Source organism: Flavobacterium psychrolimnae (assembly GCF_003312425.1).
GTDB lineage: Bacteria > Bacteroidota > Bacteroidia > Flavobacteriales > Flavobacteriaceae > Flavobacterium > Flavobacterium psychrolimnae.
Genome location: NZ_QNUX01000006.1, coordinates 58,479 through 82,424, shown reverse-complemented (window position 1 = coordinate 82,424; position 23,946 = coordinate 58,479). Strand labels below are relative to the sequence as shown.

Below are 23,946 nucleotides of genomic sequence, written 5' to 3'. Positions count from 1 at the left end.
CAATTTACCACTATATACCACTTTGTTAATAAGTTTAACCACTTTTAGACAAAAACCCTTAATTTATGCACAGTCAGAACATTAGCGGTATTTTGTTTTATTTGTAAGAAACATAATGTTATAAAAAAAAGGGTTTGAAACACAAGGAAAAGTGAATATTAAATAGTAAGAATAAAAGTGAAAAAACCAGAAAAAGTGCCTTTATTTTTAAAAAAAACTACGCTATTCTTTAAGCAATGCGGATAATTTTACAATTAAAAATTGTTGTAAAAATTCATTTTTATATATTAAATCCTATATTTGTCAAAATTGAAATCCGGATTCAAAAAAAATGGAAAAACACTATAAAAAAGAAGGTAGATACAGCTATTATGAGGCTGGCGAAGGAACTCCAATTGTCATCTTGCACGGACTTATGGGAGGACTTAGCAACTTTGACGCTGTTGCTAGTTACTTTTCTACAAGAGGATATAAAATAATCATTCCAGACTTACCTATATATACTCAGAATATTTTGAAAACGAATGTAAAAAGTTTTGCAAAATATGTTAAGGATTTTATCACATTCAAAGGTTTAGAACGCGTTATACTTTTAGGAAATTCATTAGGCGGACACATTGCTTTATACCACACTAAAATGTATCCTGAAAAAGTTGCAGGCCTAGTTATCACAGGAAGCTCAGGACTTTATGAAAGTGCCATGGGTGACAGTTACCCTAAAAGAGGTGATTATGAGTACATCAAGAAAAAAGCCGAAGATGTATTTTATGACCCGAAAGTCGCCACTAAAGAACTTATTGATGAAGTATACGAATCCGTAAATGACCGAATAAAATTGATAAAAACACTGACAATTGCGAAAAGTGCGATTCGTCATAACATGGCAAAAGATTTGCCAAAAATGCATGTTCAAACGTGCATCATTTGGGGAAAAAATGACAAAGTTACTCCTCCAGATGTAGCAGAAGAATTCCATAAATTATTACCTAATTCTACATTATACTGGATTGACAAATGTGGCCATGCCGCGATGATGGAACATCCAGATGAGTTTAACCGTTTGTTAGAAGAGTGGTTAACACAAACTCATTTAGCAGTACATTAATCCTAAAAGTAGAATTTTATACCTCGAGAAAATGAAAATTAACACCGCCGAATTTGTTATAAGCAACTCTGATGTAAGCAAATGTCCAAAAGACTTTTTGCCGGAATATGCTTTTATAGGCAGATCAAATGTTGGGAAATCTTCCTTGATAAACATGCTGACCAATCATAAAAAGTTAGCTAAAACTTCCGGAAGACCAGGAAAAACACAATTGATAAATCATTTTCTGATTAATAACAATTGGTTCTTAGTGGATTTACCTGGATATGGATATGCCAAAGTTTCCAAAAAAACAAAATCTATTTTTCAGGAATTTATTACTGATTATTTCGAAACCAGAGAACAATTAGTTTGTGCATTTGTTTTGATTGACATTCGTCATGAAGCACAAACCATAGATATCGAATTCATGTCCTACATGGGCGAAAGTGAAATTCCTTTTTGTATCGTTTTCACTAAAGCAGATAAGATAAGTAAAGTAAAAATCGATTCGCATATTGCAGCGTACAAAAAGAAAATGTTTGCTAACAATTGGGCCGAAATGCCTCATTATTTTGTAACCTCAGCAACAGAATCAACCGGGAAAGAAGAATTACTTTCTTATATAGATGAAGTAAATCAAGAAGTTTTTAAGAATAACAGCCAGTTTTAAAACTTCATTATTAAAATATAAAAATCCCAAAACTTAAAAATTTAAGTTTTTGGGATTTTTTTTAGAACAAAATCTAATTTATTTTGTTAATTCTAATTTCTCCGCAAAATAATCACAGAAATCTTTCATGGTATCAGCCATTTTTTCGTCATCAGTAGCACGTTTGAATGTTTCTGACATAGCCACCAAAGTTTGGTGAAAGAAAATTTTCATTTCATCCACCGGCATATCTTTCGTCCATAAATCAATTCGCATACTTTCTTTGGCTTTGCTGTCCCAGATAGACAACATAATTGCTTTTGCCTCTTCCTGTTCTACTCCACCGTCTTTAGCAGACCACATTAATTTTTCCGGAACACGGTTTTCATCTAACTCAATTAGAAATTTAATTTCTGATGTATTTTTATTTGACATTACTTTTTGGGTTTGTATTTTGATTTCACAAATATTTCTTTTGCACTTGTTTTCAGCAAATCAGCTATAGGTACTTCATTATTTTTCATGTAGGAGCGAACCATTTGCCATCCAATCCAGGCTCCAACTTGCCCCGGGGATTCATTATCAATTTCCAAATAAAATTTAGAAAATGGAGCCGGATTTATAAATCGCGGAATTAACTTTTGGTCATTACTGTAGAGCATTTCTTTTTCAATAAAATAACGCCACATATAACTTTCATTTTCCTGACACCATACTATTTGTTCCGGTGTATATCCCATTTTTTCGGCGTCAGTATATTCAGGCAAAAGTAGGTCCTTTAAGTACAATTGCTTTCCGTAATAAATCATTTGACTCAGTAAATCTTTCTTTAAAACAGGAGGGATTTTACGAGCGGAAAAACTCGAAACCACATCGGGAGCAATTTGTCTTTGTTCAAAATTTTGCTTTAAATAATTGGGAAACTGATAAAACTTGTGCCCTTTTCCTAAATAAAGTTCCAACGAAACAATTACTAAACTATCCGCATAAATAGCTTTATTATTGTAATCCATTTCAGAGATTATGGTAATTACTTTTGGCGTTTTTGTTTGCGGAAAATAATATTTAATATGTTTAAAAAGTGTCTCCAATTCTAATTTGACAGGTTCAAAATCAGCATATTTTTTTTGAACTTCCGTGTATAATTCTCTCCACATCGGATCTTGCATTTTATTTAACCAAACGCTATTATCGTTTCCTGCAGGAAAAAAAAATGGGAATTCCTTTTTTACTTTTTCCAAATCCTTTGGAGGCGTTTCAAAAAATATTTTATCAAATCGCTCCACTTTTAATTCCAAAGGAATCGCTGTAACGGCACTTTCAACTTTAGTTTTCTTATCACAAGAAAAAATAACGAGACAAAAGACTACAAGAAACAGATATTTTTTCATATATATTAATTAAATTTGTTTCCAAAGAATCCTGGGAAACGAATGCATGATGAAATGATTTTGCAAATATACATTCCTGCTTTTTAAAACGTAAACTATTATGACTAAAAAAAGTGCAATCCAAGTTGAAAAAGTAAATACTCAAATTGTAAACTGGTTAAAAACATATGCTGAAAATGCAAAAGTAAATGGATTTGTAATAGGTATTTCCGGCGGAGTAGATTCGGCAGTTACCTCAACATTATGTGCACAAACAGGATTAAAGGTTTTATGTGTTGAAATGCCTATTCATCAAGCTCCAAGCCATGTAACCAGAGGACGCGAACATATTGAACAATTAAAACAAAGATTTCCTAATGTTTCCAGCACTGAAGCTGATTTGACTGGCGTTTTTGAAACGTTTAAAAAAGCAGTTCCCGATGATTCAGATACAGCAAAAGTTCACCTGGCGCTTGCAAATACAAGAGCACGATTAAGAATGACCACGCTCTATTACTTTGCAGGAATCCATGGTTTATTAGTTGCGGGAACAGGTAATAAAGTAGAAGATTTTGGAGTAGGTTTTTATACAAAATACGGTGATGGCGGAGTAGATTTAAGTCCAATTGCTGATTTGATGAAATCAGAAGTCTATCTATTAGGCAGTTATTTGAAAATTCCGGAGTCTATTTTAAAAGCTTCCCCAACAGATGGATTATTTGGTGACGACAGAACTGATGAAGATCAATTAGGAGCCAGTTATGATGAATTAGAATGGGCGATGCTTGAAAATGAGGCGGGAAAGTCAGCTGAAGACTTTTTAGGACGAGAAAAAATTGTTTTCGAGATTTATAAGCGATTAAACACTATTAATCAACATAAAATGCTAGCAATTCCAGTATGTTTTATCACAAAATGATAAAGAAGTAATATTTTATATTGATTTACAATTAATTACAGAATTTATTTATTAATTTTACATTTCCAATTACAAACAATTCTAAAAATTTAAAATTATGATTAAAGTATGTATAGCCGATAATTATCCTGTTGTGCATTTTGGAGTAAAATCTTACTTTAAAGATAATGCAGACATCTCAATAGTTGCCAATGTCGGCAATTTCTTGATGGTAAGGGATATTCTTCAAACTAAAGACATTGATGTATTAGTATTAGATTTGGAGCTGGAAGGTCTTTCCAGTATTTTTGAGGTCAAAGCGGTCTTGAAAAACTTTCCAAAAACAAAAATTATTATATTTAGTGGGCTTTCAGAACAGATTTATGCGCCAAATGCCATAAAAGCCGGTGTATCTGGCTTTGTGCATAAATCAGAAAAGTTAGAAACTTTAGGTATTTCGATTATCAAAGTCTCCCAAGGCAAGATAATCATGAATGAAACCGTGAAGAAAAACTTAGCCTTGATTGCTAAACAAAGTAAAAGCGAACGTTTATACCGCAAGCTTTCTAACCGTGAGGTAGAAGTTTTACGTTATTTAAGTGGAGGAAAAAAGAATCATGAAATTGCAGAAATTTTAAACCTCAACGAAAAAACGATTAGTACCTACAAATTGCGATTACTTACCAAACTGAACGTTACGAATCTGGTAGATTTAGTAGACAAAGCTAAAAAACTTGAGATTGTTTAGTAATATCTAGACATTACTCTTCCTAATTTTTTAGAAAAAGAATGGATTAATATATTGTAATCCATTACCAAAGATAAAGGCTCTGTATTGTCTGAATTCGGTTCAGATGATAGAGAGCTTTTTAATTCTTCAATTATTCTACCCACTAAGTACCAACGCAAAGTCAAAATAGTCTCCGATACTTCTTGGACTATTGTATCATTTTTTGATTTGGGAAAAATATTCTGTCCAACCCAGTCGTGCAAAACAACGCGTTCGTCCTCCATCAAAATATCCGTCACCTCTTGCGCAAAGTCAACCTGTAAATGCATTAAATACTGCTCTAAACTGAAATTTTCGTTATGATGGAAATAGTCAATTAAATCATTGAATATATCCCGAAACAAAGGATTTGCTAATTCAACTTCATCTTCTTGTAAACTCAGATAGATTCGTTGGAATACTTTATATTCTTTCTTCTCGGTTACCGTTTCAATTTCCCCTTCCTCGTTTGTTCTCAAAAATGTATCTTCGAACTCTTCCTCTTTATTTCCGTACAGCAAAAGAATCTCAATGATCTTACGTTCCAAACGATATAAAACATCTACTTTTTGAGCGTCTAGTGGATTTTCATTTTTTACAACTTCGAAAGCCTGTTGTTCCTGTTTTTGCTTTTTACCAACTTCAGAAACATCTTTCTGAACTAATTGCGCTAACGTACTTTGCAAAACCTGCTCAGAAATATCCATAATTCGGGAACATTCCTGAATGTAAATTTCGCGCTGAATCCTGTCTGGAATTTTTGAAATACTGACCACCATATCCCGAATCAAATCGGCTTTTTTGATTGGGTCATTCTTTGCTTCATTCATCAGAAGCGAGGCTTTGAACTGAATAAAATCTTTAGCGTTATCTTCCAGATATGAGACTAAATCATCATGCGATGTTTTTTTAGCAAAACTATCCGGGTCTTCCCCATCAGGAAAAGTGCATACTTTTACATTCATTCCTTCTTCAAGAATCAAATCGATTCCTCTAATGGAAGCGCGCAGTCCCGCCGCATCTCCATCAAAAAGAACGGTAATATTCTTTGTTAATCTATTAACTAATCGTATTTGATCTGGTGTCAAAGCAGTTCCTGAGGAAGAAACAACATTTTCAATACCGGATTGACTAAACTGAATTACATCCGTATAACCTTCAACTAAATAGCAATTATTTAATTTCGCGATTGATTGTTTAGCCTGAAAAATACCATATAACACTTTGCTTTTATGGTAAATTTCACTTTCAGGTGAATTCAGGTATTTAGCTGCTTTTTTATCATTGGTAAGAATACGCCCTCCAAAACCCAGCACTCGGCCAGACATGCTTTCTATAGGAAACATCACACGACCTTTGAACCTGTCGAATGGTCTGTCATCACGGGGAATTGTGAGTCCTGTACTTTCTAGAAACTCTAATTTATATCCCTTTCCTAAGGCTTCTTTAGTAAAAGCATCCCAAGCTTCAGGCGAATATCCTAAACTAAATTTCTTGATAGTCTCATTCGTAAATCCTCTTTCTTTAAAATAAGAATACCCAATTGCTTTTCCTTCTTCAGAGTTTAAAAGTGTATTGTGGAAATAGCTTTTTGCAAATTCAGAAACCAAATACATACTTTCCCGAACATCGGTTATGGCTTTTTCTTGATCTGTTTGCTCCGTTTCTTCAATTTCGATATTGTATTTCTTAGCTAAGTATCGAATAGCTTCCGGATACGTAAAATGAGAATGTTCCATTAAGAAAGCAACAGAATTTCCACCTTTTCCAGAACTAAAATCTTTCCAAATCCCTTTAGCAGGCGAAACCATAAACGATGGAGAACGCTCTTCAGAAAAAGGACTTAATCCTTTCCAGTTACTTCCGGCACGTTTTAATTGGACAAAATCACCAATAACCTCCTCTACTCGGGCGGTTTCGAAAACAGTATCAATAGTGGCTTTTGAAATCAAGTTGGATAAAATATTTAATAGTTGAAAAGTGTGCAAAAATACGCAAATCAAAGTTCATAATTCAATATCTAAAAACAAAAAAAGCACTTCTTTCGAAGTGCTTCTCAAAGTATAAAACTAACTAAAACAATTTCTAATTGAAATCAAAACGCAGTCCTAACGAAACATTGTTTTGTTTCACTGCATTATCTTTAAATAAAGGATTCAAATCATACTTCAAGTACAAACTAGTAGATTTATATCCTATGTACGTGCTCAATCCGTATATAAAACTATCAACATTAAAATCCCCTTTAGTAATCTGTCTAGACTTGTACCCATCAATATCATAATTGATATATTGCTTCGATTTTAGATTTGTACCAACGTACCCTCCTAATCCAAGACGAAAACTGTCATGTGTTTTAAAATAGGTTTTACCATCTCTTTCTTTAGATTTTGTGAAGTCAAATTCTAAATGCATAGGAAATACCAAATTTACATTCTTGAAACGGGAATCATCTTGCGCCACTGCATTCACTTCTAGATTTGTTTGATTTCCATTTACTGCAAAAAACCTATTATCTGTAGCTCGCAAATTATTGTAGATTACTGAAAGTCCGTACTTAGCATGCAATAAATTATCATTTTTGAAAATTCTGGTATTATAAGTTACTCCCCATTCATAAAAATGAGAACCCAAATATCTAAAATCAGATTTTTGTACAGAGCCGTCAGTCACTACATTATTCAATCCAGTAGCTAATACCAATTGTGAAGTAGTTCTTTTGGATTGGCGCTCTTCCTTATCTTCCTGACCATTATAAACTTTCATGGAAGTGATATTAATTTCGGTTTGAGAACCAATTGGATTTGGATTATTCCCTAGAATAATAGTTCGGCCTCCGCTTCTATGTTCCTTTTCATCAGCCACTTTTCCATCAACTTTATCTTGTACCAATTGATTTAACTTTGCTTGTTCAACACTCACTTTTGCCTCAATGGTTGCAGCATGAACTTTTGCTTTTTGCATTTTAAGCTCATTTGCTTGCTCCTTAGTGACAACACCTTTTTCTAAGTCCTTGTCAATTAATTCTACAGCTGCTTTTAGGGCATTTTTTTCATTATCTGTAATTGCTTTAATTTCGTTACTAATAGCTTTGGCTTTGGTTTCAAAGGAAATTACTTTATGGTCTCTACCTTTATTTTGTCCGGTTTCTTCAAGAGACTCGTCAACTATTTCTATTGTTAAATCCTTAAACCAAATTTGTCCTGTTTCATTTAATAAAACGCCATACGAAATATCTGTTGCCTCAGTTGGAACATATAAAACTACCTCATATTTAGTCCAATCCTTAGTTCCTTTGATGGGTCTTCTTTGCATATTATCAAAAGCTAACACAGCTGCAGTATAATAATCTACTCGCATCCACAACCCTGCCCATGATTTTACATTTTCACTTTTTACATAAGCAGACATTTTGACTGTTTTTCCTAAAAATTCATCCGGCTGTATGGTTTTCATCATAGTACCAAAACCATTCGTTTTGCTTTGAATTGATTTAATTTTGTAAACCGTTTGATTGTTTTTTTCAGCGCCTGCAACTGATCCCATTTCATAATTACCTGGCTTTGAACCTCTATAATGCCATTCAGAACTGTTTTTTATGGCAGCTACTCCTTGAGCGTTTACCTTACACAGTACAGAAAGGAACATAATTACTGTAAATAAAATAATTTTTTGCATGATTTTCGTTTTTTGATTGATGATTGATTTTGATTTATTCTTCGTAATTTCTATTGACTAAAACTGTTTTTATAGCATTAAAATTCTTGTTGAATTTATCCAATGCCGATTCTCGAAATGATTGATTTAGTTCTGTTTCAGCACTAGATAATAAACTATTTGGATTTACAGAAATAGCTTTTCTAGTTTTTTCAATTGATATATCAGTAGTTTTAGGTTCAAATTTAGTGTTACTAACTTCAGCTAATAATTTTTCTGCTGAAACGTATCTATTAGTACTGGTTGATTGGTAATTCTTATTTTCAGAAGGATTAAATACAGTCTCATTCTCTTTTGATTGATTGATGATTAAAGCTTCCTCCTCTTTGTTATTATGTTGTTTTGACTGCTTATTTACTTTATTATTTTCAGCGATAACTCTATATTCCCTAGTTATTGTTTTTTGAATCTGGCTAGGTACAACGTCTTTATGCAGTATTTCTGGCTTTTCTAAATTATTCTCATCTGGTTTCTCTTCTAAAACAATTGGAGCTATCGGATCTACTTTTACAATTTCATATCCATTAAAAAAAACAGTGCATACAAGTAGAAAACCTACAAAACTCGCAGCAATATAAATCCAATTAATATTGCGTTTGCTTTTTGTTTTTTCAGCTGAATCTAACATAGCTTCCAATCGATCCCAAGCTTGTGCAGAAGGCTGAATCATTCTATGCTCTAACTTCTGTTTTATTTCAAGATCTAATTTATTCGGTTCCATACTCGTAATTTTTTAAGGTATTAATCTGTGCTTGCAGCATTTTCCTGGCATGTGACAATTGCGATTTTGATGTTCCTTCCTTAATCCCTAACATATCAGCAATTTCATGATGCTTGAATCCTTCGATAGCATATAAATTGAAAACCATTTTGTACCCATCTGGCAAACTGTCTATCAAGAATTGAATGTCGGCTATTGCGAATTGGCTTTCAGTATTATTGAAACTTTCTTCAAAACAGGTTTCATCTTCAATATATTTTAGCTTTTTTTCAACTCGGATAAAAGAAATACATTCATTGACCATGATCCTTCTTATCCAACCTTCGAAACTTCCTTTGTGTTGAAAATTTTTCAGATTAGTAAACACTTTCATAAAAGCGGTAATCATAATATCTTCGGCCTGATGAATGTCTTTTATATATTGGCGGCAAACGCTTAACATTTTTGGAGAAAAATTAGTATAAATCTGCTGTTGTGCTTGCCGATTATTTTCGACAGCTAACTGAATTAATTCATTTTCCTCCTGATGTAAGTTGATTACTTTCAAAATTTTTATAAAGTGTTTCTATAAGTATAGACGATTGACGATGCAAAAAGGTTGCATCCTAAATATAAAAAATTTGATTTTACAAATTAAAAACCAAAAAAGTCAATAAAATCAATAGTTAACGAGAGAAAAATATTTTAAAAAAAATTATTTTTTTCTTTCAATCACGTAATTTACCATCAAAATTAGCGCATCTTTAAACTCAGAATCCGAATAATTATCTAAAAGCAAAAGGGCTTCTTGTTGAAATTCTACCATTTTTTGTTCTGCATAAAGCAAACCGTTATTGTTTTTTACAAAAGCAATAACTTCTTTGACACGTTTTTTATCTTTATTATGGTTTTTTATGGAATTGATAAGCCATGTTTTCTCTTTTGAAGTACAGGTATTCAAAACGTGAATAAGAGGCAAAGTCATTTTCTGTTCTTTTATGTCAATTCCAGTTGGTTTCCCAATAGCTTCATCGGTATAATCGAATAAATCATCTTTTATTTGGAAAGCCATTCCAATGAGCTCTCCAAATTTCCGCATGTTTTCTACCTGAACTTCATCTTCAATAACGGATTTTGCGCCAAGAGCACAACAAGCAGCAATAAGTGTCGCTGTCTTTTTTCGAATGATTTCATAGTAAATATCTTCTGTGATATCGAGTCTACGGGCTTTCTCTATTTGAAGTAATTCGCCTTCACTCATTTCGCGAACCGCGACAGAAATAATTCGGAGTAAGTCAAAATCTCCATTATCTATAGAAAGTAACAATCCTTTGGACAATAAATAATCACCCACAAGTACCGCAATTTTATTTTTCCAAAGTGCATTCAGCGAGAAAAAACCTCTTCTGCGATTACTATCATCTACCACATCATCATGAACCAAAGTCGCAGTATGAATCAATTCGATAACACACGCACCACGATACGTTCGTTCATTTACTATTCCGGCTGAAACCATTTTGGCAGTCAGAAAAACAAACATTGGACGCATTTGCTTGCCCTTTCTGTTGACAATATAATATGTTATTCTGTTCAACAAAGCCACTTGCGAATTCATCGATTCATAGAACTTTTTTTCAAAAAGTTCCATTTCATCAAAAATGGGCTGTTTTATTTGTGAAGTAATATTCATTAGAATTCAAAGATACAATTTTAGCCTGCAATCTTACAACTGCGGTCATTCTTTTGAATATTTTTCGAAAAGAAAATTCCTAGGCTTCTTTATTGGCAAGTTGTCCACAAGCGGCGTCAATATCTTTTCCGCGGCTACGACGAACTTTCACCACAATTCCACTTGCTTCAAGTGCTTTTATGTATGCATCTATAGATTCTTCCGAAGCTTGTTGAAATTCCCCGTCATCAATTGGATTGTATTCGATAAGATTTACTTTACAGGGAACGTATTTGCAAAACTTCACCAAAGCATCTATGGAAGCTTTATTGTCGTTGATATCTTTCCAAACGACATACTCGTAGGAGATTTTACTTTTGGTTTTTCGGTACCAATATTCTAATGATTCACGTAAATCTGACAAAGGAAAATTAGCACTAAACGGCATAATTCGAGATCGAATTTCATCAATTGCCGAGTGTAGTGAAACGGCAAGTTTAAATTTCACGTCATCATCAGCTAATTTCTTAATCATTTTAGGAACTCCCGAAGTAGAAACCATAATACGTTTAGGCGACATTCCTAAACCTTCCGGAGAAGTAATCATTTCGATTGCTTTCAACACATTATTATAGTTCATAAGCGGTTCGCCCATTCCCATGAAAACAATATTCGATAACGGATGATTGTAATACAAACGGCTTTCTTTATCAATGGCAATTACCTGATCATAGATTTCAGCCGGTTCTAGATTACGCATTCTTTTTAATCGCGCTGTAGCGCAAAAGTTGCAATCCAAACTACAGCCTACTTGACTCGAAACACAAGCTGTTGTTCTTGTATTTGTAGGAATCAAAACCGACTCGACCACCAAACCATCATGCAAACGAACCGCATTTTTCACAGTTCCGTCCTCACTGCGCTGCATCGTATCCACTTTGATATGATTGATAACAAAGTGCGTTTCCAGCATATTTCGTGTTCCCTTAGAAACATTGGTCATATCCTCAAAACTATGTGCGCCTTTACTCCACAACCATTCATAAACTTGATTTCCACGAAAGGCTTTATCGTCATTAGCAACGAAAAAATCACGCAATTGTTCTTTTGATAAGGCGCGTATGTCTTTTTTATCGATTTCCATGGTGCAAATTTAATGACAATTTGTTGATTTGTTGATTTGATAATTTGATAACTTTGCTCTCAATTGAAAAAAATTCAAATAATGCATTTCATTTCCCAAGAATTAGAAGATTATATCGAGCAACATTCTGAAAAAGAACCAGCATTACTGGCGGCTTTAAACAAGGAAACCTACCAGAAAATTTTGTTGCCGCGAATGTTGAGCGGACATTTCCAAGGTCGGGTTTTGAGTATGTTGTCAAAATTGATTCGACCTGTGAATATTCTAGAAATCGGAACGTATACCGGCTATTCTGCGCTGTGTTTGTGCGAAGGCATTCAGGAGAACGGACAATTGCACACGATTGACATCAAAGAAGAATTAGTTAATTTTCAGCGCAAGCATTTTGACAAATCCCCTTGGGGAAAACAAATTTTCCAACATTTAGGAGAAGCAGTTGCCATTATTCCAACACTGGACATAAAATTTGATTTGGTTTTTATAGATGCCGACAAAGAAAATTACCTCAACTACTTTGAATTGATTGTTCCAAAGATGAGTAAAGGCGGAATAATATTGTCCGACAATGTTTTGTGGAGCGGTAAAGTATTAGAACCACTGAATCCTAAAGATTTGAGTACAAAAATATTATTGGAATATAATCAATTGCTGACAAATGATCCTAGGGTAGAAACTGTTTTATTACCTATTCGCGATGGTTTGACGGTGAGTAGAGTCTTGTAAATTCAACTATTCCTTTTCAAGACAACTGCCTAGCCCTGATGGGAGCGGCATCCTTTTTCTTGTTATTCTGACCCAAGGAAGAATCATAAGAAAAAGATACAGCGTAGAGCAGGAAATGGCTCCTAGTCCCTTATCCGTAACGGAAAATACTTTTGTTGGGCCATTTTGTATACTTTATACATCAAAAAACCCGAGGTAAATCCAAATAAATAACCTGATAAAATGTCTAATGGATAATGCAATCCGAGATAAATTCTACTATACGCAAAGATAAATGGCCATAAAAACAAGAGCCAAAAATATTTGAAATACTGTCTTAAAGTAAAATATAATAATGTTGCAACAGCCATTGAATTCGACGCGTGACCAGAGAAAAAGCTAAAAGAACCCCTGAATTGAACGATGCGTATGAAGGATTTTATTTCAGGATTATTACACGGTCGCAAGCGTTGAAATCCGTTTTTGAATACATTGGTCATTTGATCTGTAAACGTCACTAATACCGCTACAAACAGCAGTAAATAGAGCGTTTGTTTTGCTCCAAGTTTTTTGAATATCACATATAGCAAAAGTAAAAAAAGAGGAATCCAGTTGCTTTGTTTAGTAATGAATGACCATAAACCATCATAGTTTTCTGACCCCAAACTATTTAAAAACACAAACAATTCCGTATCTAAAGAAAGTAATTTTTCTAACATTACACCTGACGTTTTATTGGACCTGTAATGTCTTCTATTACTTCTTTAGTAGTTTCAATAGGAGCGGTTGTATCTGCCAACAATCTGTCTTTGGCTTTATTAATTTCAGAAGTAATGTTGCCGGTTATATCAGTAAATTGAGATGTATCGCCTAACAAATTATCCTTTGCTTTATTGATTTCAGAGGTAATATTCCCCCTAAAATCGGTCAATGTTTTCGCATCGAATCCATTTGCCTCAGCTCCTTTTTGAATTTCACTTTTAATGTCATTCGTTGCATTTTTCAATTGTGCCATTGCTTTACCCATGGTACGGGCTATTTCAGGAACTTTATCGGAACCAAAAAGCATAAGCACTATAAACATGATAAAAATTAATTCGCCTCCACCTATACCAAACATATTTTTTGTTTTTGATTGTTACAAAGATATCAAATTTTGAATCTTTGACTTTTAATTTTTTCATAAAAAAAAGACTCTTTTCAGAGTCTTTTTTAGAAATTTTATTTTTATTTAATCAAATTTAGATTTTACTTCTTCTTTCGGCCAAGTATTATTGGTCACATCAATATCGGCAGTTTCTAATTTTGGATCCACTTGGATTTTTTTGATTGCTTTTTCAGTTCCATATACTTTCTTAGCGGTATCATTATTTTTTCTCCAAATTTGAGCTGGATATTTGAATGACTCTTTCGAATCATCTTCGTAAGTTAACTCAACGATAAGTGGCATTAACATTCCTCCAGGTTTATTGAACTCTACTTCGTAAAAATATTTTGGAGATTTTAATTTTGTTTTTTCATCTGCTGTAAAATTTTTATTAACATAATCCGATAATAAATTTACATCCGCAATTGCTAATGCTTTCTTTTCTTTTGCAGATAATTCTTCGCTAGTTCCAGGAACTAAATATACGAAAGGTCCTTTTTCCTGTCCAAAACGCCCTCTTCTTACGGTTGCATCTTTTAGCTCTTTAGTAACAGTTTCAGAAACGTAATATTGTTTTACTTCTTTCACACCGATATCTACAAAATCAGTGGAGTAAAACCATCCTCTAAAAAACCAGTCTAAATCTACTGCCGAAGCATCTTCCATCGTTCTAAAAAAGTCTTCCGGAGTAGGATGCTTGAATTTCCATCTGTTCGCATATACTTTAAACGCATGGTCAAACAATTCTCTTCCCATGATCGTTTCTCTAAGAATATTCAAACCTGTTGCCGGCTTACCATAAGCGTTTGCACCAAACTGAACTATTGTTTCAGAGTTAGACATAATAGGTTCCAAGAATTTTTGATCACCGCTCATGTAAGGAACAATTTTACTTGCAGGACCACGACTTGAAGGGAAGTTTGTTCCCATTTCCTGCTCAGCCATGTATTGCATGAAAGTATTCAAACCTTCATCCATCCACGACCACTGACGCTCATCAGAGTTTACAATCATAGGAAAGAAATTGTGTCCTACTTCATGCACCACTACTCCAATCATACCATTTTTAATACGCTCACTAGTCACTCCTTTTTCGTCAGGACGACCGTAGTTCCAACAAATCATTGGATATTCCATACCCTGATCTTCCGCAGATACTGAAACTGCTTTTGGATAAGGATAATCAAACGTATGTGCAGAATAACTTTTTAAAGTATGCGCTACAGTTCTTGTCGAAGTTTCTCCCCATAAAGGATTACTTTCTTTAGGATAAACCGAAATTGCCATTACCGTTTTCTCACTTAATTTAACTGCCATTGCATCATAAATGAATTTTCGTGAAGTAGCAATACCAAAATCTCTAACGTTTTTAGCACTGAATTTCCATGTTTTCTTCTTATCAGAAAATCCTTTTTCATTTGCTTCTGCTTCCGCTTGCGTCACGATAACAACTGGATTGTCGTATGATTTCAAAGCTAATTCATATCTTTTCACTTGCTCCGGAGTAAACACTTCGCTTCTGTTCATCAGCTCGCCTGTTGCTTCCATAACGTGATCCGCAGGCACGGTGATATTTACATCAAAGTTCCCAAAAGGCAATGTAAATTCTCCTGTTCCCCAAAACTGCATATTTTGCCATCCTTCAACATCATTATAAACCGCCATTCTAGGATAGAATTGAGCAATTACATATAATTTATTTCCGTCTTTTTCAAATAATTCATATCCTGAACGACCGCCTTCTGCTCTATAGTTGTTAATATTATAAGCCCATTTGATTGCAAAAGAAAATTTTTCTCCCGGTTTCATTGGAGTTGCCAAATTGATACGCATCATGGTTTGATTGATGGTATAAGACAATGAATTTCCTTTGGCATCTTTAACAAACTCAATATTGAATCCGCGCTCTAATTCTTGTTTCAAAAATTTATTAGCAAAACCTCCCGCTGGAAAAACCTGTTCCATTCTTTGGCTTTCCGCCAAAGGAGTTTGTGAGTTTTTAGCAGCTTGATTTTGGTCTAACTGCACCCATAAATACTCTAAAGTATCAGGGGAATTATTATAATAGGTAATGGTTTCTGAACCACTTAATCTGGAATTCTTGTCGTCAAGCTCAATACTAATTTTGTAATCCGCTTGTTGTTGGTAGTAAGCCGGGCCTGGAGCTCCTGAAGCCGTACGAAACATGTTAGGCGTAGCTAACAAATCATACATTTGACTAAACTTATTCGTGTCGTACTTTCCGGTTTGTTTAGGTGTGACCGGCGCTGTTTTTTCCTGTGCAAATAACAATGCTGGAAAAAACAATAATAAAGATAATTTTTTCATAGAGTGGAAATCTGGTTATTTCAATGCGTGAAAATAATAATTTTAAGTAGATGTATCTAAATTAATTAATATTTTAACATTCCCTTGGATGTGGATTCTGTAAAAAGCAATGTGTTTTTGACTCCAGAAACATTAAAATGCATGATATTTTGTTGTTCTGAATTGCCTTCAATTATAATTGAATTAAAGATTTCCAGAGAATTAACTTTTGGGATTTCTCTCATATTGAAGTAACAGATAAGTACGTCGCCTTCCATCTCTTTACTTAAAAAATGTAGGGGTTTAGTTTGACCATTTACCCGTAGGTAAAATTTTTCACTGAAGTATTTTTTCAGAAGATTCACATCTTCAATAGTTTCATTTTCGGAACCTAAATTGATTTTTTTACTGTACTTTTTTCCAACTGCAGTATTCAAATCATCTACGAATATCCGGGCTGTGATTTGAAGCATTTTCTTTTCGGGAGCGTAATTCACCTGATACAACGCCACATAAAATTTATGTACACTAAAAGATGTTAGCGTTAAAAATAGTAACCCAAAAAAAGTAATTAAGATTGTTTTTTTCATTCGAAGATTCTATTTGTTTTTTACGGGAAAATGGTATCGCCATTCTTCAATCTTATTTGTATTCTGGAATCATGGCGATTTCATTTTTCAAAAGTAGTAATTCTTTTAAACTCTTCATTCTTGGTGATTAAAAAATCAATAAGTAAAAATTCGTCTTCTTCTTTCAAAAGATTTTTTGATTTCGGATCACTTTCGCAATAATCCAGAAAAAGACTAATTTCTTCCGATTTCAATTTCAAGGTATTGGTGAAAAAATAGCGATCCAACCCTTTAGAAACGGTATCAGAAAAATCTGCTTGCGCATTCAATCTTGCTTTTTCATCCGAATCTTTTTTAAATACTTTGGAAACCATTTTAAATATTCTAACAAAATCCATTCCGTTTTCTATGGTTCCGTCCGAAGGCATCGTTCTATTTATAGGCGAAGATTTTGCATCATCTGTAAATTGCGTGTCTACGATTGACTGAGAATTACCGATAGCAGGCTTTATGTCCATTTTACCTTTTACAATTACTTCTTTCAAAAGTGTAGTTTGCGCCTCTAAATTGATTACAAACAACGTTTTTAAAAAATCCTTTTCCTGAAGTACGATTTTTTTGGACTTGAAAGAGGGACTTGAAACCAGCAACGTATCTTTGGCTTTGGCCAAAATATCAAAAAAACCTTGATTGCTAATAAAAGTTCTCGTTTTTGAATTCAAATTAAAAACATAGCCATTGTCCACCAAAACGGTTTCATTTACAAATTGCCCGTGGAGTGACTTTCGGGTTTCATTTTGCCCAAAAGAAAGTTGGCAAAAGAAAAGAAAGCACAATATTTTTATTTTAGTTTTCATCATTATTTTTTTTAAACATTGTTGTTTTTAAACTACTCTCAATTTCCATGATTTAGTGCATTTTTGTATTCTTGTGACAAAGCTACCATAAATAAAATGGTCTTTTGATTATTTTTAGATTCTAAAACTTGTAAAAAATTTTCATTTTCCACTAAATAATACTTAAAACCATTTACATAGTCAGGTGCTATTCCTAATTTGGTGGTAAAAAAATCATCATCATACCATTCAGAAATTAATTGGACATATTTTTCTTTTTTCTCCAAAATGACTAATTTCTTGAGTCGTTTTGTACTTCCATTAATCTTATTTAATAGCGGATCCAGTGGCATTGATCCACCTATCAAGTTCAATAAGTGTATCGGTTTAAAATCTCCAGCTGTTTTCAAGCGTCTTTCCGCCGGACTATATTTCAAAGGATTTTTAGTAACAATCCCCAATGAAAGCGCATTAATTTGACTTTCATGAATAATTACTTCCTTGAGTTCTGTAGTTTTTGGCTCCAGATTAATCAGCAGCAACTCACTTTCTAAATCACTTGAACTTACCGTTTTCCTGTAGGTTTTTAGATGGACTGCAGTGAAGACCAATACATCATTGGCTTTCGCCAAAATAAAAAATTCTCCAGCACTATTTGTTTGTGTTTTTGTTCCGTTTTTTAAATTTAAGACATTTATTCCGTTTATACCAACAGAATCGACTTTGATTTTTCCACGAAGCAGCTTTTCATCGAGAGTTTGTCCAAAAGAGATTTGGCATATTATAAAGAACATTCCCCATAAAATGCTATTTATTTTCAAGGGCTATAATTTCATTATAATTCTCAGCAAGTTTCACGATTAAATACATAATCAATGTTTTATTCTTTGCTCGCAACGCATTTGCAAAGGCAACATCATCAACACAATAATACTGAAATCCCTTGATATAGTCCAATGGAATCCTTAATGTTTCCGTGTAATATTTATCTTCAAAAAGCACATCAATTCTAGCCAAAAGCTGTTCTTTCTTTTCTATAATAATCTCCTTTTTCAACATGGCTTTTCTACCGGATATTGTATTCAAAAGCCCGTCAATTCCTCCACCGGAAGTTGCTGTATATAATTTCCTTTCTGAAGGTGTGTAATTCTTTTGACCGTAAGGAATAATTCGTAAACTCTCAGCAGTAATAGAAGATTCATTTACAACAACTTCATTCAAAATAATACTTTTTGGGAGCATTATCACCGTTAGAACTTCCTCTATCAAATCCTCTTTAGTAATTTTCCGGCGAAGACCTTCTAAATTAACGGCTGTAAATACCAAAACATCACCTTCTTTTACGGGTATTGTAAAAAAACCTTTCGCATCAGAAACCGTTGCTTTTTCTGTTGTTATATTCACAATATTAATGCGATCAACTGCAACAGAATCTGCGGTTATTTTCCCTCGAATTTCCTTAGTATTATTGGTCTGCCCAAAGGCAACTTGAACCAACAAAAGGATTATAAACTGTAGCGTATTTTTAATTTTCACCGGCAATTATTTCTTTATATTTCGTAGCTAATTCTCCTATCAAAAAAGTAGTCATTGTTACATTTTTAGATTTCAGAACCGTCACAAATCGTTCATTTTCGATACTGTAATATTCAAATCCTTTGACATATTCAGCAGGAATTTTCAATTTACTTACAAAATAATCCGCGGTAAACATATTCTCTAACTGTCGTAAATAAGATTCTTTCTTTTCAATCTCCACTTCTTTTTTCAACATCTTAGTTCTTCCCGAAATCCAATTTAACAATGGATCCGCCGAAACTGATCCTCCCATCATGCTACCCGCATTTGCTGAAGCATTAAGATCACTGGCTGTATATAATTTGCGTTCTGCCGGAGTATAAATTTTCTGACCTCTAGGAATAATCCCCAGAGAAGTTGCGTTAATCCCATTTCGAACAATCACTTCCCGCAGTTGATTCACGATTGGCGCAAGTTTCACATAAAGAATTCCCTGAGCAAAATGATCTTGCGTCAAAAACAATGCTGTCTCTTTGAACTGCGTCGCTGTAAATAGTAATGTGTCTCCAACAGCTGCTTGAATAGAAAAATTACCGTCACGATCCGTAATTGAAGACTTTTCAGTTTTTTTATTTATAACATAAATACCTTCTAAAACCGAAACATCAGCAGTCACTTTTCCGTTCAACTGCATTCGGGACGCTTCTTGTGACCAAACATTTGTTGCAGCAAAAGCCAAAAATAAGTACACAATTCTAATCATCTCTTTGAAAGCCATTATTGACACCTCGTAAAAGTATCTTAATGCATTCCAAATTAAGTACTAAAGACTTGGTAAAAAAATGTTAATTAAAAATTTGAAATAAAAAAGACTGATTTAATATCTTTAGCACAAATTATGCACCAAAAATGAAAAACATACTAATCGCAAGCACTTCAACACTTGCAAACGAGAATTATCTGGAGTATTTATTACCGGAATTGCAATTGCATTTTCAAAACTGCAATACGATTCTTTTTGTTCCTTACGCCAGACCTGGTGGGATTTCGCATCAGGAATACACTGCAATGGTTAGCTTGGCTTTCGCCAAAATAAATAAGAAAGTGATTGGAATTCATCAGTTCGAAGATGCTGCATTAGCTGTAAAAAATGCAGAAGGAATTTTCACAGGAGGCGGAAATACTTTTGTTCTCGTATCCCAATTATATAAGAATAATGTTATGGAAATCCTTTCAGAAGTTGTGAAAAATGGAACCCCGTATTTAGGAACAAGCGCAGGAAGCAACATTTGCGGACTTACGATGCAAACCACAAACGACATGCCGATAGTTTATCCGCCAAGTTTTAAAACCCTTGGATTAATTCCTTTCAATTTGAATCCGCATTATTTAGATCCTGACACTTCTTCCAAACATATGGGCGAAACACGAGAAACACGAATTAAGGAATATCATGCATTTAATACTGTTCCGGTTTTAGGATTGAGAGAAGGCAGTTGGCTAGACGTAAAAGGAGAATCAATTACTTTGAAAGGCAATTTGACCGCGCGATTGTTTCGACAAAATCAAATTCCTGAAGAATTAGAAACTGGAACTGATTTGAACTTTATAAAATGATTCTGAAACGAGTAAAGATTAAATAAAAAAAGCCGAAACAATTAAGTTTCGGCTTTGAAGAGCGAAAGACGAGGCTTCCCGTATCTCTTCGTTCACGGGATATCCCGAAACTTCGGGACTCGCACAACCTTAAAATAAAAAACCTCAAACAGAAGTTTGAGGTTTTTGGAGCGAAAGACGAGGCTCGAACTCGCGACAACCAGCTTGGAAGGCTGGAGCTCTACCAACTGAGCTACTTTCGCATTATAACAGTAAATAAGATTTCAAAGTAAATTTGAAACTTAGAGCGAAAGACGAGGCTCGAACTCGCGACAACCAGCTTGGAAGGCTGGAGCTCTACCAACTGAGCTACTTTCGCATTAACAACGGTGCAAATATAATTAATAAGTTTGCTTTAATGCAAGTTTTTTTCTTAAAAACTCTCAATCTTACCGCCTGAACCTTTTTTAAAAAAGAGGATTCAAATCATAAAGAATTTAATATGAAAATATTATACCTTTATAGGACACAAAAAAATCTTTAAAAAAATAATGCAAAACATCAAATAAATAATCGCTTTGGATGCATTTTCGGTACGACTTCCTGCACTTCGGATGGAAGAATTGTTAGAAAGTTGTCGTCTTGACGGCCATATTTTAGCAACAACTGTTCATTTTGTCTGATATAACTCTGAAAATCTCTTGGAAGTAGTTCCCATATTTGAAGAAAAGAAAATGTATTCACCCATGAAAAAGAGTGCAGCAACAACAAACCAAATCTAATTTGGTTCAACTTCAGAAAAGGAAGGTTTTCTTTTTTATAGAAAAAAGGAAACTCAATCAATAAGAATCGAAGAATAAAGTGTAATTTTTAAAGATATAAATGATGAATATTTCATTTCTGATCGTGTTGCTGTTTACCTTCATTAGTTGTAAAAAAGAAGAACTAAAAAGCGAGGTAATCTTGAAAGAAGAGATTGCAAAACCTCGTGTGCAACCGGAAGGAAAACCAACCAACATTGATTCCACTTTAGTACTTTCATTCCACAACAAAGTGCTTACAGATTTTTACACGTCTACGAATTACAGGACAGTTTGGCAATCCGAAGAAAAGAGAAAAATAATTTTAAGAGAACTTCTCAAATCAGATGAAGAGGGATTAATTCCCGAGGATTACAACGTAAAAACGTTATTTGATTTCGAAAAAAAAGCTGCCTCCCTGGATTCTGCGGATTTGGCAAAATATGATATTTTACTAACTTCCAGTTTGCAAAAATACATCTCACATCTCACCAACGGAAGACTAAATCCCCGAAAATTATATAAAAACTGGGATTTGAAACCAAATGAAATCGACCTAAATACAACAGTCGCCCAATTACTTCAAACAGATTCTTTAGTTTATAAAATAGAACAATTGAAACCCAATCATATTGTTTACCGAAGATTAAAAAAAGCACTTCAGCAAATTAATTCTTTTCCAAAAGACAACTTTAAATCCATAAAATTCACAAAAATAATAACACCGAATGATACCAATCCTTCTTTAATCGACATCAAGAAACGATTAATTTATTGGAAAGAATTGCAACCTAAAGATAGTCTTACTACTATTTATGACGAAGAAACGGTTCGTGCCTTAAAAAAATTCCAAAGTCGACACGGTTTAGCCGCCGACGCAAAAATTGGAGCCGGAACCATTGCGTCCCTTAATTTTTCTAAAACCCAACGCACACAACAAATTATAGCTAATCTGGAACGCTGGAAATGGTATCCAAAACAAATGGGAAAGGAATATATTATCATCAATATTCCAGATTATAAGTTGTCACTGGTAAACAATAATGATACGCTGAGAACGCACAGAGTAATTGTGGGAAGAGCTAAAAGAAAAACACCAGTGCTTAGTTCTAAATTAACACAAGTTGTTTTTAATCCAACCTGGACAGTTCCGCCAACCATATTGAGAGAAGACGTAATTCCTGCAATTTTAAAAAGCAGAAGCTATTTGACAAATTCAAACATTAAAGTTTATGATAGTAATGGAAGAATTGTAAGTCCGTACGAGTGGCAATTATCTCAGGCCAAAACGTATCGATATGTACAAAGTCCGGGCACTTTCAATTCGTTAGGCATGGTAAAAATCATTTTCCCCAACCGTTTTTCCGTTTATTTACACGATACAAATCACAGAGATTACTTTGACAAAATTGATCGTTCATTAAGTTCCGGCTGCGTCAGAGTAGACAATCCGTTAGAATTAACAGAATATATTTTGAACGACGAAGTCAATTGGAATCTGGAAAAAATCACAGAAACTTTACAGAATGAGAGAACGAAATTTGTAAAAATCAAAAAAGAAATAGCCTTCCATCTACTATATTGGACCGCTTGGAGCGAGAACAACAAATTGATTTTCAGGGACGATATTTACAACCTTGACGCTGATTTGTACAATAAATTACGAAATTGATTTAGCTCCAAATTTAGGAGCTCTGGAAGGATGATAAATAAAGAAACATGATTTACCCTTTATAGTACTGATGATTTCCTTAGATAATTCCGCAGGAACAGCAGGACAGCCTTGACTTCTTCCTAATCTGTGATTGTTTTTTATAAATGAATTAGAAACATAATCAGCCGCGTGCATTACTACACCTCTTGCTCTTGCGTTATCATTTACTCCTTTTTCTAAACCGTCTAAACGAAGTGACATTCCGTGTTTGCCATTATAAATTTCACCTGTGGAATAAAATCCAAGGCTACTTTTATACGATTCGGCTGCATTTGAGAAATTAGATGCATATTCTTCACCAGTATTTCTTCCGTGGGCAACAAGAGAATGATACAATACATCTCCAGTGATTAAGTCAATTACCCAAAGTCTTTTAGTGTTAGAAGATAAACTAAAGTCGATTAACGTTAAAATGTCTTTTTTGATTAATCCTTTTTCTTTCAACGAATAATATCCTTTTAAGGCAACTGCAAAACTTTCCAATTTTGGTAAAGCAAATTTGTCAGAATGTAAATTATTGTATGCCATTTCGATTTTAGTCTCATCACTAATTGCTACCGTTTTGGCATAAACTACTGGTTTAATAATCTTTGACTCAGGAAAAGATGTTTTACTTGAAGAGAAGGATGCAAGCATAAATAAAACAGTAGGAAGTATCGTATAAATCATTGGTAGTGTTTAAGTTATAAGTTAATTCGGGTTGCAAACGTAAGCATTAAAGGACCTCGAAAACAAAAATTATGAAAACTTT

At 33.9% G+C, this 23,946-nt stretch carries 24 protein-coding genes and 2 tRNA genes; 7 read left to right on the top strand and 19 right to left on the bottom strand.

The features are described from left to right. The first annotated feature begins 331 nt into the window (after positions 1–331). Complete coding sequence (locus DR980_RS07960; RefSeq protein WP_113634790.1) at positions 332–1,105, top strand: alpha/beta fold hydrolase; 774 nt, start codon at positions 332–334, stop codon at positions 1,103–1,105. Between the two features lie 31 nt (positions 1,106–1,136). Continuing rightward, positions 1,137–1,757, top strand: coding sequence for a ribosome biogenesis GTP-binding protein YihA/YsxC (yihA, locus tag DR980_RS07955; RefSeq protein ID WP_113634788.1), 621 nt, complete (start codon positions 1,137–1,139; stop codon positions 1,755–1,757). Positions 1,758–1,835: 78 nt separating this feature from the next. Here yihA and gldC read toward each other — a convergent pair whose 3' ends face one another. Continuing rightward, a complete protein-coding gene (gene gldC, locus DR980_RS07950) occupies positions 1,836–2,171 on the bottom strand; it encodes a gliding motility protein GldC (RefSeq protein WP_091165314.1) in 336 nt (111 codons plus the stop codon). Then, positions 2,171–3,127 carry a gliding motility lipoprotein GldB gene (gene gldB / locus DR980_RS07945; RefSeq protein ID WP_113634786.1) on the bottom strand — a complete coding sequence of 319 codons (957 nt, stop codon included), beginning with the start codon at positions 3,125–3,127 and terminating at the stop codon, positions 2,171–2,173. Before gldB ends, gldC begins: the two co-directional genes overlap by 1 nt. Positions 3,128–3,227: 100 nt before the next feature. On the opposite strand from gldB, the gene nadE reads away from it, so the two are divergent. Next, the gene (gene nadE / locus DR980_RS07940; protein ID WP_113634783.1) at positions 3,228–4,025 is read left to right on the top strand and encodes an NAD(+) synthase; all 798 of its coding nucleotides are present in this window, start codon (positions 3,228–3,230) and stop codon (positions 4,023–4,025) included. A 97-nt stretch (positions 4,026–4,122) separates the two neighbouring features. Beyond that, complete coding sequence (locus tag DR980_RS07935) at positions 4,123–4,752, top strand: response regulator transcription factor (protein WP_113634781.1); 630 nt, start codon at positions 4,123–4,125, stop codon at positions 4,750–4,752. On the opposite strand, the gene dnaG is transcribed toward DR980_RS07935, so the two are convergent. The 6 genes from dnaG to rlmN form a co-directional block, all read right to left on the bottom strand. Next, a complete protein-coding gene (gene dnaG, locus DR980_RS07930) occupies positions 4,749–6,725 on the bottom strand; it encodes a DNA primase (RefSeq protein ID WP_113634778.1) in 1,977 nt (658 codons plus the stop codon). The genes DR980_RS07935 and dnaG overlap by 4 nt on opposite strands. A 133-nt stretch (positions 6,726–6,858) precedes the next feature. Continuing rightward, on the bottom strand, positions 6,859–8,451 hold the full coding sequence (locus DR980_RS07925; protein ID WP_146779228.1) for an OmpH family outer membrane protein: 1,593 nt from the start codon (positions 8,449–8,451) through the stop codon (positions 6,859–6,861). Positions 8,452–8,485: 34 nt separating this feature from the next. Then, complete coding sequence (locus DR980_RS07920) at positions 8,486–9,211, bottom strand: hypothetical protein (RefSeq protein ID WP_113634773.1); 726 nt, start codon at positions 9,209–9,211, stop codon at positions 8,486–8,488. Next, a complete protein-coding gene (locus tag DR980_RS07915; protein ID WP_113634771.1) occupies positions 9,198–9,758 on the bottom strand; it encodes an RNA polymerase sigma factor in 561 nt (186 codons plus the stop codon). Before DR980_RS07915 ends, DR980_RS07920 begins: the two co-directional genes overlap by 14 nt. Before the next feature lie 147 nt (positions 9,759–9,905). Further along, the gene (locus DR980_RS07910; protein ID WP_113634768.1) at positions 9,906–10,883 is read right to left on the bottom strand and encodes a polyprenyl synthetase family protein; all 978 of its coding nucleotides are present in this window, start codon (positions 10,881–10,883) and stop codon (positions 9,906–9,908) included. Between the two features lie 79 nt (positions 10,884–10,962). Beyond that, entirely contained in the window at positions 10,963–12,006 is a 1,044-nt protein-coding gene (rlmN, locus tag DR980_RS07905) for a 23S rRNA (adenine(2503)-C(2))-methyltransferase RlmN (protein ID WP_113634765.1), read from the bottom strand. An 81-nt stretch (positions 12,007–12,087) separates the two neighbouring features. Here rlmN and DR980_RS07900 point away from each other — a divergent pair, with 81 nt between their 5' ends. Continuing rightward, positions 12,088–12,729 (top strand): O-methyltransferase, encoded by a 642-nt coding sequence (locus DR980_RS07900; protein ID WP_113634762.1) that lies wholly within the window; start codon positions 12,088–12,090, stop codon positions 12,727–12,729. Positions 12,730–12,851: 122 nt separating this feature from the next. On the opposite strand, the gene DR980_RS07895 is transcribed toward DR980_RS07900, so the two are convergent. The 8 genes from DR980_RS07895 to DR980_RS07860 all read right to left on the bottom strand — a co-directional run bounded on the left by DR980_RS07895 (position 12,852) and on the right by DR980_RS07860 (position 19,863). Then, a complete protein-coding gene (locus DR980_RS07895) occupies positions 12,852–13,427 on the bottom strand; it encodes a phosphatase PAP2 family protein (RefSeq protein ID WP_113634759.1) in 576 nt (191 codons plus the stop codon). Further along, positions 13,427–13,828, bottom strand: coding sequence for a twin-arginine translocase TatA/TatE family subunit (locus DR980_RS07890; protein WP_113634757.1), 402 nt, complete (start codon positions 13,826–13,828; stop codon positions 13,427–13,429). The genes DR980_RS07895 and DR980_RS07890 overlap by 1 nt, the downstream gene beginning before the upstream one ends. A gap of 111 nt (positions 13,829–13,939) precedes the next feature. After that, positions 13,940–16,183: a M1 family metallopeptidase gene (locus DR980_RS07885; protein ID WP_113634755.1), complete on the bottom strand. Its 2,244-nt coding sequence runs from the start codon at positions 16,181–16,183 to the stop codon at positions 13,940–13,942. A 65-nt stretch (positions 16,184–16,248) separates the two neighbouring features. After that, positions 16,249–16,752 (bottom strand): DUF6702 family protein, encoded by a 504-nt coding sequence (locus tag DR980_RS07880; protein WP_113634753.1) that lies wholly within the window; start codon positions 16,750–16,752, stop codon positions 16,249–16,251. A gap of 80 nt (positions 16,753–16,832) precedes the next feature. Beyond that, complete coding sequence (locus DR980_RS07875) at positions 16,833–17,588, bottom strand: hypothetical protein (protein ID WP_244199280.1); 756 nt, start codon at positions 17,586–17,588, stop codon at positions 16,833–16,835. A 38-nt stretch (positions 17,589–17,626) separates the two neighbouring features. Continuing rightward, entirely contained in the window at positions 17,627–18,388 is a 762-nt protein-coding gene (locus DR980_RS07870) for a carboxypeptidase-like regulatory domain-containing protein (protein WP_113634750.1), read from the bottom strand. Continuing rightward, positions 18,375–19,103, bottom strand: a complete 729-nt coding sequence (locus DR980_RS07865; protein WP_244199279.1) for a carboxypeptidase-like regulatory domain-containing protein — start codon at positions 19,101–19,103, stop codon at positions 18,375–18,377. Before DR980_RS07865 ends, DR980_RS07870 begins: the two co-directional genes overlap by 14 nt. Next, positions 19,093–19,863 (bottom strand): hypothetical protein, encoded by a 771-nt coding sequence (locus DR980_RS07860; RefSeq protein ID WP_244199278.1) that lies wholly within the window; start codon positions 19,861–19,863, stop codon positions 19,093–19,095. The genes DR980_RS07865 and DR980_RS07860 overlap by 11 nt, the downstream gene beginning before the upstream one ends. Before the next feature lie 131 nt (positions 19,864–19,994). Between DR980_RS07860 and pepE the strand changes: the two genes are divergently transcribed. Then, positions 19,995–20,702, top strand: coding sequence for a dipeptidase PepE (gene pepE / locus DR980_RS07855; protein ID WP_113634747.1), 708 nt, complete (start codon positions 19,995–19,997; stop codon positions 20,700–20,702). 166 nt (positions 20,703–20,868) lie between these two features. Here pepE and DR980_RS07850 read toward each other — a convergent pair. After that, positions 20,869–20,944: transfer RNA gene (locus DR980_RS07850), tRNA-Gly, on the bottom strand. 43 nt (positions 20,945–20,987) lie between these two features. Next, positions 20,988–21,060, bottom strand: a tRNA-Gly gene (locus DR980_RS07845). Between the two features lie 503 nt (positions 21,061–21,563). On the opposite strand from DR980_RS07845, the gene DR980_RS07835 reads away from it, so the two are divergent. Then, the gene (locus tag DR980_RS07835) at positions 21,564–23,153 is read left to right on the top strand and encodes a L,D-transpeptidase family protein (RefSeq protein ID WP_113634741.1); all 1,590 of its coding nucleotides are present in this window, start codon (positions 21,564–21,566) and stop codon (positions 23,151–23,153) included. On the opposite strand, the gene DR980_RS07830 is transcribed toward DR980_RS07835, so the two are convergent. After that, positions 23,142–23,864, bottom strand: coding sequence for a murein L,D-transpeptidase catalytic domain family protein (locus DR980_RS07830; RefSeq protein WP_113634739.1), 723 nt, complete (start codon positions 23,862–23,864; stop codon positions 23,142–23,144). The genes DR980_RS07835 and DR980_RS07830 overlap by 12 nt on opposite strands. Positions 23,865–23,946 lie beyond the last annotated feature (82 nt).